Annotated in this window: 15 protein-coding genes; 7 read left to right on the forward strand and 8 right to left on the reverse strand. The window is 59.3% G+C overall.

What is annotated here, in order from left to right; all coding sequences use genetic code 11:
- Window positions 1-151 precede the first annotated feature (151 nt).
- Window positions 152-346: a hypothetical protein gene (locus PMI25_RS00505; RefSeq protein WP_007964369.1), complete on the forward strand. Its 195-nt coding sequence runs from the start codon at window positions 152-154 to the stop codon at window positions 344-346.
- On the opposite strand, the gene PMI25_RS00510 is transcribed toward PMI25_RS00505, so the two are convergent.
- Complete coding sequence (locus tag PMI25_RS00510; RefSeq protein WP_007964371.1) at window positions 347-772, reverse strand: PA3611 family quorum-sensing-regulated virulence factor; 426 nt, start codon at window positions 770-772, stop codon at window positions 347-349.
- 189 nt (window positions 773-961) lie between these two features.
- Between PMI25_RS00510 and PMI25_RS00515 the strand changes: the two genes are divergently transcribed.
- From PMI25_RS00515 to PMI25_RS00525, 3 genes are all read left to right on the forward strand, one after another.
- Entirely contained in the window at window positions 962-1,708 is a 747-nt protein-coding gene (locus tag PMI25_RS00515) for a tRNA-uridine aminocarboxypropyltransferase (protein WP_007964374.1), read from the forward strand.
- Between the two features lie 225 nt (window positions 1,709-1,933).
- On the forward strand, window positions 1,934-2,584 hold the full coding sequence (gene erdR / locus PMI25_RS00520) for a response regulator transcription factor ErdR (RefSeq protein WP_007964376.1): 651 nt from the start codon (window positions 1,934-1,936) through the stop codon (window positions 2,582-2,584).
- A gap of 74 nt (window positions 2,585-2,658) precedes the next feature.
- Window positions 2,659-3,021 (forward strand): diacylglycerol kinase, encoded by a 363-nt coding sequence (locus PMI25_RS00525; RefSeq protein WP_003222276.1) that lies wholly within the window; start codon window positions 2,659-2,661, stop codon window positions 3,019-3,021.
- Here PMI25_RS00525 and PMI25_RS00530 read toward each other — a convergent pair.
- A complete protein-coding gene (locus tag PMI25_RS00530; protein ID WP_007964377.1) occupies window positions 3,018-3,944 on the reverse strand; it encodes a LysR family transcriptional regulator in 927 nt (308 codons plus the stop codon). The two genes, PMI25_RS00525 and PMI25_RS00530, sit on opposite strands and share 4 nt — an antisense overlap.
- A gap of 133 nt (window positions 3,945-4,077) precedes the next feature.
- Between PMI25_RS00530 and fpr the strand changes: the two genes are divergently transcribed.
- Window positions 4,078-4,857: a ferredoxin-NADP reductase gene (gene fpr / locus PMI25_RS00535; protein WP_007908723.1), complete on the forward strand. Its 780-nt coding sequence runs from the start codon at window positions 4,078-4,080 to the stop codon at window positions 4,855-4,857.
- 169 nt (window positions 4,858-5,026) lie between these two features.
- Here fpr and tsaA read toward each other — a convergent pair whose 3' ends face one another.
- From tsaA to rimO, 5 genes are all read right to left on the reverse strand, one after another.
- A complete protein-coding gene (tsaA, locus tag PMI25_RS00540; protein ID WP_007964378.1) occupies window positions 5,027-5,725 on the reverse strand; it encodes a tRNA (N6-threonylcarbamoyladenosine(37)-N6)-methyltransferase TrmO in 699 nt (232 codons plus the stop codon).
- Window positions 5,726-5,734: 9 nt separating this feature from the next.
- The gene (locus tag PMI25_RS00545; RefSeq protein ID WP_007964379.1) at window positions 5,735-6,202 is read right to left on the reverse strand and encodes a DUF1456 family protein; all 468 of its coding nucleotides are present in this window, start codon (window positions 6,200-6,202) and stop codon (window positions 5,735-5,737) included.
- Window positions 6,203-6,275: 73 nt separating this feature from the next.
- Window positions 6,276-6,986 carry an rRNA pseudouridine synthase gene (locus PMI25_RS00550; protein ID WP_007964380.1) on the reverse strand — a complete coding sequence of 237 codons (711 nt, stop codon included), beginning with the start codon at window positions 6,984-6,986 and terminating at the stop codon, window positions 6,276-6,278.
- Window positions 6,987-7,175: 189 nt separating this feature from the next.
- Window positions 7,176-7,649: a GNAT family N-acetyltransferase gene (locus PMI25_RS00555; protein WP_007964381.1), complete on the reverse strand. Its 474-nt coding sequence runs from the start codon at window positions 7,647-7,649 to the stop codon at window positions 7,176-7,178.
- A gap of 203 nt (window positions 7,650-7,852) precedes the next feature.
- The gene (rimO, locus tag PMI25_RS00560; protein WP_007964382.1) at window positions 7,853-9,190 is read right to left on the reverse strand and encodes a 30S ribosomal protein S12 methylthiotransferase RimO; all 1,338 of its coding nucleotides are present in this window, start codon (window positions 9,188-9,190) and stop codon (window positions 7,853-7,855) included.
- Window positions 9,191-9,539: 349 nt separating this feature from the next.
- On the opposite strand from rimO, the gene PMI25_RS00565 reads away from it, so the two are divergent.
- Window positions 9,540-11,381 carry a potassium transporter Kup gene (locus PMI25_RS00565; RefSeq protein WP_443200884.1) on the forward strand — a complete coding sequence of 614 codons (1,842 nt, stop codon included), beginning with the start codon at window positions 9,540-9,542 and terminating at the stop codon, window positions 11,379-11,381.
- A 195-nt stretch (window positions 11,382-11,576) separates the two neighbouring features.
- On the opposite strand, the gene PMI25_RS00570 is transcribed toward PMI25_RS00565, so the two are convergent.
- Complete coding sequence (locus PMI25_RS00570) at window positions 11,577-11,888, reverse strand: DUF3077 domain-containing protein (RefSeq protein ID WP_007964384.1); 312 nt, start codon at window positions 11,886-11,888, stop codon at window positions 11,577-11,579.
- A gap of 475 nt (window positions 11,889-12,363) precedes the next feature.
- Between PMI25_RS00570 and PMI25_RS00575 the strand changes: the two genes are divergently transcribed.
- On the forward strand, window positions 12,364-13,158 hold the full coding sequence (locus PMI25_RS00575; RefSeq protein ID WP_177325686.1) for a MarR family transcriptional regulator: 795 nt from the start codon (window positions 12,364-12,366) through the stop codon (window positions 13,156-13,158).

A 13,158-nucleotide genomic window follows, 5' to 3' on the forward strand; every position in this document is an offset into this window, starting at 1 on the left:
CCGCAATGAATTCACCGCTCGTCCGAACGTCCACCGTAGAGCAATCGCTCTGATTTACTGACTTACAGGCACCGTACGACAGTTTTGCGACAACGTCTGTACGCAAGGTGCACGCTTTTCAAGGATTCGCGGTGGCATGGAGGCGGGATAGATGGCCAGAGTGGTTCTGGAAATCGATACGCAGTTGTATCGGATGCTCAAAGCATCAGCCGAGACCAATCAAGTGAGTCTCGAAGAGGAGTGCTGCCGACGGCTGGCAGGGGGAGAGCGACGCTCTCGTTATTTGCAGGCCCTGGTGGCCGAATTGCGCGCCGAGGATGAACAACGGCGCGCCAACACCGGATGATTACTTCTTCTTCGCCGGGGCCGCTTTCGGGCAGTCGGAATCCTGGTAGCTGGCCGAACCGATAGCCTTGTTGGTTTTATATTCACTGAAGTCGTAACGCATGACCGCGCCTTTGGCCATCAGCTTGCGGTACGACGGGTTATTGCACACCGAAGCACCCAGCTGGAAATACACCGCTTTTGGATCAGCGCGCATCTTTTCGGCGTGGCTGGCTTGCACGCTCAGGTGGTTGATCAGGGTGATGCCTTCAACGGTGTAGCCCTGATCGAGAATGTCTTCGTTGATCGCCCGTGGTGTGCCGACGCTGCTTTGTTCAGCGATGTTGCGCAGTTCGCGATTCAGATTCTGCTCTTTCAGGGACGCAGCCTGTGCGCTGAAGGACAACGCCAATGCGATGGCCGCGGTAGGAACGATAAGGCGCAGCATGAAACTCTCCTGATTCAGTGACTGGTGGTTCGACCAGCCCCGTGGCTGTGCGTTCAGTGGCGGCGAATTATAGGGGAGCCGGTCTGGACGGTACAGGCTTGTGCCCGTTGCTCTGATAAACTGGCGATCTTTATTGCCTTGCCGAGTGTTGTTCGTGTCGAGTTTTCCTGCCTCCGGGGGCTGTCTGCAATGAATCACGCCCCTAACGCCGTCGCCCGCCTGCGCGACCAGCGCGAAGATGAAGGTATCAAGCCGATTCAGGCCCGGGGTTTTCGCTCCGAGCGTTGCCGCGACTGTCGGGTGATCATCAGCCATTGCCTGTGTGCCTGGCGCCCGACGGTCGAAACCCGTTCCGGTGTGTGCCTGATCATGACCGGCAAGGAAGTGTTCAAACCGAGCAACACCGGCTGGCTGATCGCCGATGTGGTGCGCGACAACCATGCATTCATCTGGTCGCGCACCGAGCCGGACGAACAGATGCTGGCGCTGCTCAATGACCCGCAATGGCAGCCGTATCTGGTGTTTCCCGGCGAATACGTCGAGCCGTCGCGGGTAACCAACACCGTCGCACTCGATAGCAGCAAGCGACCGCTGTTCATTCTGCTGGACGCGACCTGGACCGAGGCGCGCAAGATTTTCCGCAAGAGTCCGTATTTCGACCGCTTGCCGATTCTCAGCCTGCTGCCCGACAGACTCTCGCGCTATCGCCTGCGCCGTTCCACCCGCAGCGAGCATTTGTGCACCGCCGAAGTAGCGGCATTGTGCCTGGAACTGGCAGGCGACAGCGACGCCGCGTCGGCACTGGACGCCTATTTCGATGTGTTCAGCCAGCATTATCTGGGCGCCAAACAACAGCTGGTTCTCAACGAGTCGACGCCGGCCCATGCCGAGTTGTTGCCTTATATACGAAAGCCGCAAGCGGTGTTGGCCCCATAGTGGCCCATACTTCACCCAGCGGCGGCCGTGCTGCTTGACCACCCCGGCTTCGCTGGGCATGCTTGGCGCCGATTGGGGTGCGGCCAAGGTTTGAAACGCCGTGTTTGCTGTTGATTGGCGTTGAACGTGCCCCTGTGGATATCGCTTCAAAAGCGGCATCTTGAGTTGCTTTGGCCAGACCGGAATGCGCCGCGTCTGCCATCAAAAAACAGGATCATTTGAAAAATGGCCACATACGACATCCTGATTGCCGATGATCACCCTCTGTTTCGTAGCGCACTGCACCAAGCGGTGACCCTGGGCCTTGGCCCGGACGTACGACTGGTGGAGGTGGCGAGCATCGCCGAACTGGAAGCGCGCCTGACCGAGAAGGCTGACTGGGATCTGGTTCTGCTGGACCTGAACATGCCCGGGGCTTTCGGGTTTTCCGGTCTGGTCATGCTGCGCGGGCAGTACCCGCAGATTCCGGTGGTGATGGTCTCGGCGCAGGAAGAAGCCTCGGTGATGGTCAAGTCCCGCGAGTTTGGCGCCAGTGGCTTCATTCCCAAGTCCAGCGACCTCAGCGTGATTCAGCAAGCCGTGCGCAAAGTGCTCGATGGCGATGTGTTCTGGCCGCCGCAGGCGTTCGAAGCGGTGAGTGTCTCTGACGAGGCCAAGGCCGCCAGCGACGGTCTCGCCAGCCTGACGCCGCAGCAGTTCCGCGTGTTGACCATGGTCTGTGAAGGCTTGCTGAACAAGCAGATCGCCTATGAATTGAACGTGTCCGAGGCGACCATCAAGGCCCACGTCACAGCAATTTTTCGCAAGCTGAACGTGCGCACCCGGACACAAGCGGCATTACTTCTGCAACAACTTGAGTCAATTCCGAGCCAATAATGGCGGTCGTCTTCACGCTTTTTTGACTTTTGTTGCTCTAGCTTTCCCACTCCTTTCTGGTTGGTTTTTACGTTATGTCACCTTTCAAGGGCCAGACCGGCCTGAAACGCATCCTCAACGCTTCCGGTTACTCGCTGGACGGCCTGCGCGCAGCCTTCACCGGCGAAGCAGCGTTCCGCCAATTGGTGCTGCTCAATGTGGTGCTGATTCCGTTGACGTTCTTCCTGAATGTCAGTCGCGTTGAACAGGCGCTGCTGATCGCCGTGTGCCTGCTGGCGTTGATCGTCGAGCTGCTGAACTCGGCAGTGGAAGCGGCCATTGACCGCATTTCCCTGGAATTGCACCCGCTGTCGAAAAACGCCAAGGACATGGGCAGCGCCGCGCAATTCGTGGCCCTGAGCATGATTGCTCTGGTGTGGGCGGTGATTCTGCTTTAAGCGATGCTTGGCAAGACGATCTCGTCGCTGCGCTGCACCCCGGCGGTGAAAGCGCGGCACAGATCGAGAAACTCGCGCATGGCCGAGGTCTGGTATTTCTGCTTGTGCCAGATGAAGTAAAACTGCCGGGCCAGATCCAGATCCGGGGTTTCCACCGCCACCAGACTGCCACGGCGGAACGCATCACGCAGCGCCAGCCGTGAAATGCAGCCAATCCCCAATCCTGATTCCACCGCGCGTTTGATCGCTTCGGTGTGTTCCAGCTCCAGACGGATATTCAGCGCACTGCGATGGTGACGCATGGCCTGATCGAAGGTCAGCCGTGTGCCGGAGCCTTGTTCACGCAGGATCCACGCCTCGTGGGTCAGCTCTTCCATGGTCGCACTGCCGCGTTTGGCCAGCGGATGTTGCGGCGCACAGAACACCACCAGCTCATCCTCGACCCAGCTCTGCACTTCAATGTCCGGGTGGCTGCAGTCGCCTTCGATTAGACCCAGATCAATTTCATAATGGGCCACTTGATGCACGATATTGGCAGTGTTTTGCACATGCAGTTTCACCTGGCTTTCCGGATGGCGCTGCATGAAGCCGCCGATCAACAGGGTCGCCAGATAATTGCCGATAGTCAGGGTGGCGCCCACCGACAGTGAGCCGAAACCGGATTTGCCGTTGAGCAGGTCTTCGATTTCCTTGGACTGGTCGAGCAGGGCCACCGCTTGCGGCAACAGCTGTTTGCCGAGGGCGTTGAGGCTCAGGCGTTTGCCGGCGCGATCGAACAGCTGGCAGCTGGACTGGCGCTCCAGTTCGGTGATCGAGGTGCTCGCCGCCGATTGCGAGAGGTTGAGCAGACCCGCAGCACGAGATACGCTTTCCTGCTGGGCGACGGCGACGAAGACTTGCAGTTGACGAAGAGTAAATCGCATATCGATATAACCGATAACCCTTATCTTAATAATCCAGTTAACAGATATTGTCGTCGCTATTAGAATGCGTTGCAATTGCGCACTGTCGGCCGCAAAGCCGAGCGCAGACCCAATATCCAGGAGTCCCACGTACATGAGCAACATGAACCACGAGCGTGTCCTCAGTGTTCATCACTGGAACGACACTCTGTTCAGCTTCAAGTGCACCCGTGATCCGGGCCTGCGCTTCGAGAACGGTCAGTTCGTGATGATCGGCCTGCAACAGCCCAACGGCCGCCCGCTTATGCGCGCTTACTCGATCGCCAGCCCGAACTGGGAAGAGCATCTGGAGTTCTTCAGCATCAAGGTGCAGGACGGTCCGCTGACCTCGCAGCTGCAGCACCTGAAGGAAGGCGACGAGATCATCATCTCGAAGAAGCCTACCGGCACTCTGGTACTGGACGACCTGAACCCGGGCAAGCATCTGTACCTGCTGAGCACCGGCACCGGTCTTGCGCCATTCATGAGCGTGATCCAGGACCCGGAAACCTACGAGCGCTTTGAAAAAGTGATCCTGGTGCACGGCGTGCGTTACGTCAACGAAGTCGCCTACCGCGAATTCATCACCGAGCACCTGCCGCAGAACGAGTTCTTCGGCGAAGCGCTGCGTGACAAGCTGATCTACTACCCGACCGTGACTCGCGAGCCGTTCGAGAACCAGGGCCGTCTGACCGACCTGATGCGCAGCGGCAAGCTGTTCAGCGACATCGGCCTGCCACCGATCAACCCGCAGGACGACCGCGCGATGATCTGCGGCAGCCCGAGCATGCTCGACGAGACCAGCGAAGTGCTCGACAGCTTCGGCCTGAAGATCTCGGCGCGGATGCGCGAGCCGGGTGATTACCTGATCGAGCGTGCGTTCGTCGAGAAGTAACACGCAATACCTGTGGGAGCGGGCTTGCTCGCGAAGGCGTCGTGTCAGCCAACACACCTGTTAATGACAGACCGCTTTCGCGAGCAAGCTCGCTCCCACAATGATTTTTATTGAATGAAAAAGCCCGCGTTGCCTGAGAAGGCAGCGCGGGCTTTTTCGTTTCCGGGGATTACGCCGAGGCCGGGATCACTTCCAGCACGCAAATCTGCTCCGGCGTCGGGTAATGCCAACGCACGTCCAGATCCCAGAACTGCGCGCCGTACTCGCGCTCTGGCGTCGGTGTCTGATACGCCGGGCGCGGATCCTGCGCCAGGCACTGCTCGATCAACTCGACCAAAGGCTCGCCAAGGCGCTGAGCATGCCCGTGCGCCTGTCGCAGCGCGGCGTCCGTCCACTGCACGTCGATCAGCCCCGGCGCGGCACTGGCGATGCTGTTGGAGGCGTCAGCGATGATATCGGCGTAAGGCACATAAGGTTTGATGTCGAGAATCGGCGTGCCGTCGAGCAAGTCGATCCCCGAAATGAACAGCCGATTGGCCTCGACCTTGTCCAGCTTCACCACTGACTGCCCGATGCCATTGGGCCGATGCGTCGCACGGGTGGCGAACACGCCCATCGACTTGTTACCGCCCAGCCGTGGCGGGCGCACTTTCAGGCGCGGCTTTTCTTCCAGCGCCTGATGAAACAGGAATAACAGCCAGACATGGCTGACCTGCTCCAGCCCCTGCACGGCATCCCCCTGATCGAACGGCGCCACCAGTTCCAGCACGCCACGGGCGGCGGGGGCCAGTTGCGGCTGGCGCGGGATGGCGAACTTCTCCTTGAAGCAGGAGCGCACGAAGCCGATAGGGGAGACGCTGTAAGTCATGCTCGGTGATCAGCCGCGAACGCGCAGGGTCAGGCCCTTGAGGAAATTGCGCAGCAACTGGTCGCCGCACGGACGGTAGTTGGTGTGGCCGACCTTGCGGAACAACGCGCTCAGCTCAGGCTTGGACACCGGGAATTCGGCAGCCTTGAGGATCGCGTGCATGTCGTCTTCCTTGAGTTCGAAGGCCACGCGCAGTTTCTTCAGGATGATGTTGTTGGTCACCGGCACTTCGATCGGTTGCGGCGGACGGCTTTCGTCCTTGCCGCGCTTAAACACCACCAGACCGTCGAGGAAGTGTGCGATGACTTCGTCCGGGCAGCGCACGAAACCCTCTTCGTCTTCTTCTTTCTTGTCGAGCCAGGTGATCACGTCGGCGAGGGTCACGTCCATGCCGCCGAGTTTGATGATCTCGACAACTTTCTTGTCGCTGATGTCGAGCATGTAGCGCACGCTGCGCAATACGTCGTTATGAACCATGAGGGTAATCCTGATATTCCGTTTTGGGCAACGCGCAGGCGCGTTGCCGGAGTGTGTGGCGGCAACAGAGGCGTCAGAACTTCTCTTTGCCGGACAGGTAGCGCCATTGGCCCACCGGAACCTTGCCGATCGATACACCGCCGATGCGGATGCGACGGATGCCGACGACCTTCAGGCCAACCGCTTCGCAGAACTGGGCGATGATTCCCGGCTGCGGGTTCTTCATGGCGAAGCGCAGGCGGTTTTCGTTCTGCCAGCTGGCCTTGACCGGCGGCAGCTCCTTGCCCTTGTAGGTGAGGCCGAGCTGCAGGCGGTTGAGGCCATGGGCAACCATGTCGCCCTCGACCTCGACCACGTATTCCTGCTCGATCTTGGCTGCGTCGGCAGTCAGTTTGCGCAGCACTTTCCAGTCCTGCGTAAACACCAGCAGGCCGCTGGCCTTGGGCTGCAGATCGGCGCTGGCGGTCAGGCGCAGAAAATGCCCGCGCAACGGACGTTTGCCGTAGCGGTGTTCTTCGCCGAGAGTGTCGGCGCCGAGTGTCTGCATGGCGTCTTCAGTGCTCATGCCGGCCGGCACGTTGAGCAGGATGGTCACCGGCTCTGGCGCGGTGGCCTTGGCGTCCTTGTCGAGTTCGACTTTCTGCTCGCCGACCTTGAATTGCGGTTCGTCGATCACTTCGCCGTCCACGGTGACCCAGCCGCCCTCGATGAACAGCTCGGCCTCCCGGCGGGAGCAACCGACCAGTTCGATGAGGCGTTTGGAGAGGCGAATCGGGTCAGTCATGACAGGGCCGTAACAAAAAAGGGGTGGGCATTGTACCTGCCTGGCGCCGGTTAAGCCCGGTTCCATTTGCAGGGTGTTCGCAATTCCTGTGGGAGCTGGCTTGCCAGCGATGGCATCACCTCGGTGCATCTGTCAGACCGAGCCGCCTGCATCGCTGGCAAGCCAGCTCCCACAGGGTTCTACGATGTGTCAGCCGTTGCTGGAGCGCTGCTGGTTCTGCCGCAGGCGCATATGCAGCAACGGGTACGGCTGGCCCATGCCATCCACGTCCGAGCGGCCAATCACCTCAAAACCCTGCTTGAAGTAAAACCCCAGCGCCTGCGGGTTCTGTTCGTTGACGTCGAGTTCATCGGCATTCAGGTGCTGCATGGCGTAGTTGAGCAGTTTCTTGCCCAAACCCTGGCCGCGATGCTCGGGATCGATGAACAGCATCTCGATCTTGCCTGCCGCCACGCCGGCAAACCCGGTGATACGCTGGTTGGCGTCCTTGGTACAGATCAGCATCACTGCATCCAGGTAACGCGTGAGCACCAGATTGCGCAGCAACTCGATGTAGCTGTCCGGCAGGAAATCATGGGTCGCGCGAACCGAGGCCTCCCACACCCGGGTCAGTTCCTGATAGTCGCTGAGTTTCGGCGTGTGAATGACCGAATGCTGACGCATGCCCGTCGCCTCTTTCCAGTGGATAAGCGGGATTCCTTCCCACAGCAAACGATAGCCGCAAAAAAGCCCCGCATCTTGTAAAAAAGAGCGAGGCTTTTGGGTTTGGCACAATCCCTGTAGGAGTTGTCGAGTGAAACGAGGCTGCGATCTTTTCAGGATCAAAAGATCGCAGCCTTTAGCAGCTCCTACAGGGTGTGCTGCGTTTAGATCTGTTCAGCCCACAGATCGTATTCGTCAGCGTCAGTCACCTTGCACCAGACCTTGTCGCCCGGCTTGAGGTTGCTGCCGTTGTCGATGAACACGTTGCCGTCGATTTCCGGGGCATCGAAGAAGCAGCGGCCAACCGCGCCTTGCTCGTCGACTTCGTCCACCAGCACTTCGATCTCGCGGCCGATGCGCATCTGCAGGCGTGCCGAGCTGATCGCCTGCTGGTGCGCCATGAAGCGCTCCCAACGATCCTGCTTGACGTCGTCCGGCACGATTTCCAGGTCCAGATCATTGGCCGGTGCGCCTTCCACCGGCGAGTACTGGAAGCAGCCGACGCGGTCGAGCTGGGCTTCGGTCAGCCAGTTCAGCAGGTACTGGAAGTCTTCTTCGGTTTCGCCCGGGAAGCCGACGATGAAGGTCGAACGGATGATCAGATCCGGGCAGATTTCGCGCCAGTTCTTGATCCGCGCCAAGGTCTTGTCTTCGAACGCCGGGCGTTTCATCGACTTCAGGACTTTCGGGCTGGCGTGCTGGAACGGGATGTCCAGGTACGGCAGGATCTTGCCGGCGGCCATCAGCGGGATCAGCTCGTCAACGTGCGGGTACGGGTAAACGTAGTGCAGACGCACCCACACGCCCAAGGTGCTCAGCGCTTCGCAGAGTTCGGTCATGCGGGTTTTCACCGGCGCGCCGTTCCAGAAACCGGTGCGGTATTTCACGTCGACGCCGTAGGCGCTGGTGTCTTGCGAGATCACCAACAGCTCTTTGACGCCGGATTTGACCAGACGCTGGGCTTCGTCGAGCACATCGCCCACCGGACGGCTGACCAGTTTGCCGCGCATCGACGGGATGATGCAGAAGCTGCAGCTGTGGTTGCAGCCTTCGGAAATTTTCAAGTACGCGTAGTGACGCGGGGTCAGCTTGATGCCTTGCGGCGGCACCAGGTCGATCAGCGGGTTGTGATCCTGACGCGGCGGCACCACTTCGTGCACGGCGTTGACCACCTGCTCGTACTGCTGCGGACCGGTGACGGACAGCACGCTCGGGTGCACGTCGCGGATATTGCCTTCTTCCACGCCCATGCAGCCGGTCACGATGACCTTGCCGTTTTCCTTGATCGCTTCACCGATCACTTCCAGCGACTCGGCCTTGGCCGAGTCGATGAAACCGCAGGTGTTGACCACGACCACGTCGGCGTCCTGATAGGTGGACACCACGTCATAGCCTTCCATGCGCAGCTGGGTCAGGATGCGCTCGGAGTCGACCAGTGCTTTCGGGCAACCCAGAGATACAAAGCCAACCTTTGGATTGGCCGGCGCAGGAGTGGTGGACATGTCTAACCTCGGTGTTTTGTGACGTCGCTTGCCGTGTGGGAAAACCGACGGATGGGCGCTTAGGGTGCGCCTCTGATCAAAAAGTGCGCAATTCTAGCGATGAGCAACGCACTTGACCAGCTTTATGCAGGGAAATACGACGAGTGCTGCGCTATGCTTCGCGCCGTTGAGCTTTACCAATTTTTTACAGTCAACAAAACGTCTGTAACAACAGGTAAAACAGCGCATGCTGCACCACAAAGCATAGTGCTTCATTCAAAGAAGCCGGTTTGAGAATCAGGAGTGTTGGATGGGTCAGGCAAGTAGTCAGGCGGCGGGCGCCGAGCATTCGGCTGCAAAACCGCTGAGCATGCTGGTCGCGGCAGTCGGAGTGGTTTACGGCGACATCGGCACGAGCCCGTTGTACACCCTCAAAGAAGTGTTTTCCGGCGGCTATGGTGTGCCCGTCAATCACGACGGGGTGCTGGGCATTCTGTCGTTGATCTTCTGGTCGCTGATCTGGGTCGTCTCGATCAAATACATGATGTTCGTCCTGCGCGCCGACAACCAGGGCGAAGGCGGCATCATGGCGCTCACCGCACTGGCACGGCGTGCGGCGGGGGGGCGCAAGAAGTTGCGTTCATTACTGGTGGTTTGCGGACTGATCGGCGCGGCGCTGTTTTACGGCGACAGCATGATCACCCCGGCGATTTCCGTATTGTCGGCCATTGAAGGCCTGGGGCTGGCGTTTGACGGCATCGACCACTGGGTGGTGCCGCTGTCGCTGGTGGTGCTGGTCGGCTTGTTTCTGATCCAGAGCCACGGCACCGCGCGGATCGGCATTCTGTTCGGGCCGATCATGGTCACCTGGTTTCTGGTGCTCGGCGCCCTCGGCGTTTACGGCATCAGCCATTACCCGGAAGTGCTGCACGCGATGAACCCGGTCTGGGCCGTGCGCTTTTTCATGGTTCACACAGGCATGGGCGTGGCGATCCTCGGCGCCGTGGTGCTGGCGCTGACCGGTGCCGAAGCGCTGTACGCCGACATGGGCCACTTCGGGCGCAAGCCGATTGCCCGTGCGTGGTTCCTGCTGGTGCTGCCGGCGCTGGTGCTGAACTACTTCGGTCAGGGGGCGCTGTTGCTGGAAAACCCGGAAGCGGCACGTAACCCGTTCTACTTGCTGGCGCCGAGCTGGGCGCTGATTCCGCTGGTGGGGCTGTCGACCCTGGCCACGGTGATCGCTTCGCAAGCGGTGATTTCCGGCGCGTTCTCTCTGACCCGTCAGGCGATCCAACTCGGCTACATTCCGCGCATGTACATCCAGCACACCTCCAGCGATGAACAGGGCCAGATCTACATCGGCGCGGTGAACTGGTCGCTGATGGTTGGCGTTGTGCTGCTGGTACTGGGCTTTGAATCCTCGGGCGCACTGGCCTCGGCTTACGGCGTGGCAGTAACCGGCACCATGCTGATGACCACCATTCTGGTGTCGGCGGTCATGCTGCTGCTGTGGAAGTGGCCGCCGATTCTCGCGGTGCCGGTGCTGATCGGTTTCCTGCTGGTGGACGGTCTGTACTTCGCCGCCAACGTGCCGAAAATCGTCCAGGGCGGTGCGTTCCCGGTGATCGCCGGTATCGCCCTGTTCGTGCTGATGACCACCTGGAAGCGCGGCAAGCAATTGCTGGTCGAGCGCCTCGACGAAGGCGCGCTGCCGCTGCCGATCTTCATCAGCAGCATCCGCGTACAACCGCCGCACCGCGTGCAGGGCACTGCGGTGTTCCTCACCGCGCGCTCCGACGCCGTGCCACATGCGCTGTTGCACAACCTGCTGCACAACCAGGTGCTGCACGAGCAAGTGGTGCTGCTGACCGTGGTCTACGAAGACATCCCGCGCGTGCCGCCATCGCGACGCTTCGAAGTCGAGGCCCACGGCGAAGGCTTCTTCCGGGTGATCCTGCACTTCGGCTTCACCGACGAGCCGGACGTGCCGCAGGCGCTGAAGCTGTGTCATCTGGATGAACTGGACTTCAGCCCGATGCGCACCACTTACTTCCTCAGCCGCGAAACGGTAATCGCCTCGAAACTCGAAGGCATGGCCCGCTGGCGCGAGGCGCTGTTCGCGTTCATGTTGAAAAATGCCAACGGGAATTTGCGGTTCTTCAATCTGCCGCTGAACCGGGTGATTGAGCTGGGGACTCAGGTGGAGATGTAGCCGCGCCCTAGCTGGAAAGCCCCCGTCAGCCTTGTGGCTGGCGGGGGCTTTTTTGTGCTTCACATAAACCTCTAACCCACTGCAAATCCCCTGTGGGAGCGAGCTTGCTCGCGAAGGCCGAGTGTCGGTCGAGACATGTGGTGGCTGATCCACCGCATTCGCGAGCAAGCTCGCTCCCACAAGGATTCTGTGGTGTCAGTGGCTTTCAGGCAATTCTTCTTCAGATTCGGTCCTCGTCCGCGCAGGTCGCGGCATCAGCGTTTGGATCACGTCATCAATCAAGGCTTTGCCCATCACGGTGAGGTAATGCGCAGCCCAGGCGTGACGATCGGTATCTCTGATGAAGGCGGCGTCTTCGGTGAATGATTTGGCGAGGGACAGCAGGTCGGAGGATTGGGACAAGGCATCGAGGATCGGGATGCCAGAGCGGACATTGAAGAGCGCTTGATCCGAGTGGTAGAGGAAGAGGGTGAAGCCGATGGTTTTAAGATCAGATGGATTGTTCATTGTCAGTTCCCTTGATTTCGAGAGCTGCCGCATCCGATACCAAGCGAATGGGTGGCAGCTGTGCGCAGGTTGGTAAACCGGGGAATCAAGGAAACCGGCACGCTCGAAAGCGTCCCACACACAGCTGCCATAACACAGGGGCTCGGACGGGATAACGCCTGAGTCGTGTCGGGTGCGCTGTTGCGCCTTATTCCACCGGGTTACCAAGCCCGATCGCTGAATGGGTCAGCGACGTCCAGAGAGTATCCCGTCGAAAAACAGCGCAACAGAGCGGAAAAGTGCCTAAACACGAGATTGGGAGTTTGCCTACAAGGTATGCGGATGTCATCTGATATTGCGACACCGGTAACCGGAATTAAGGTGGCGAGCAATCTCGGGGCAGGTGGATTCTTGAGTTGGCGCCACAGGAGCGGGGCCGAATAAAGGGCTTGACTATCGGATATTTTGAATGAGACAAGTGCCCACGTTTTATGGAATGTGGACACTTGGGGTTTTAAGCTTCATGAAGAGTCAAGACATTTTGCTTTTGTTCAAGATGACCAGCCTTCACGCTCAGGAGGAAAACCTCTTTGGGGTAATGGAGTCGGAGTCAAATTCGAACAGAGTCGAGGAGTTGTTGAAGCCCTGCGTGGTCGGTCAAATGACGGCGGCCGGCCGGGTGGGGCAACCATTGGTCACCTACTCCACCGACGGTGAAGATACTGTATTCCGCCGACAGGATTTCGATTCGCCCTTGGACGATGAGGCAGGGTGGGAAGGGTGGTCGGAGCCGGTAGCTGTTCCACCACTGGCGAGCTGGAGTGAAGGTTACTCGTTGCGTGCGTTGTCTGCTTCACTTGGGCTAAGCAAGAGCGAAGTTTCAAATTCCATCGCCAGGTGTCGTGTGTCCGGGCTGCTCACCAATGACTATGACACCGGACTTCCAAAAGTTAACCGGCGGCAGTTGCTAAACATCACCGAGCACGCTCTGAAATACTTTTTCCCTGTAAAGCCCGGGGCAATGGTTCGCGGCATCCCGACGGGTTTTGCAGCACCGGCACTGTCCAATAGCATCAAAAGTGCTGGCGGACTGATTCCGGTTTGGCCAGATGCACTTGGAGCGGAGCGTGGTCAGGCGATAGAGCCGCTCTACAAGACAGTGCCGGAAGCGGTGAAGAAGGACAGGACTCTTTACCACTATCTTGCGCTTGCTGATGCAATCCGCCTTGGAGGTCCGCGAGAGTGTGGTGTTGCGGTCAACATTCTAAAAGCAGGGATGGGACTGAAATAA

This window comes from Pseudomonas sp. GM30 (assembly GCF_000282275.2).
Classification (GTDB): domain Bacteria; phylum Pseudomonadota; class Gammaproteobacteria; order Pseudomonadales; family Pseudomonadaceae; genus Aquipseudomonas.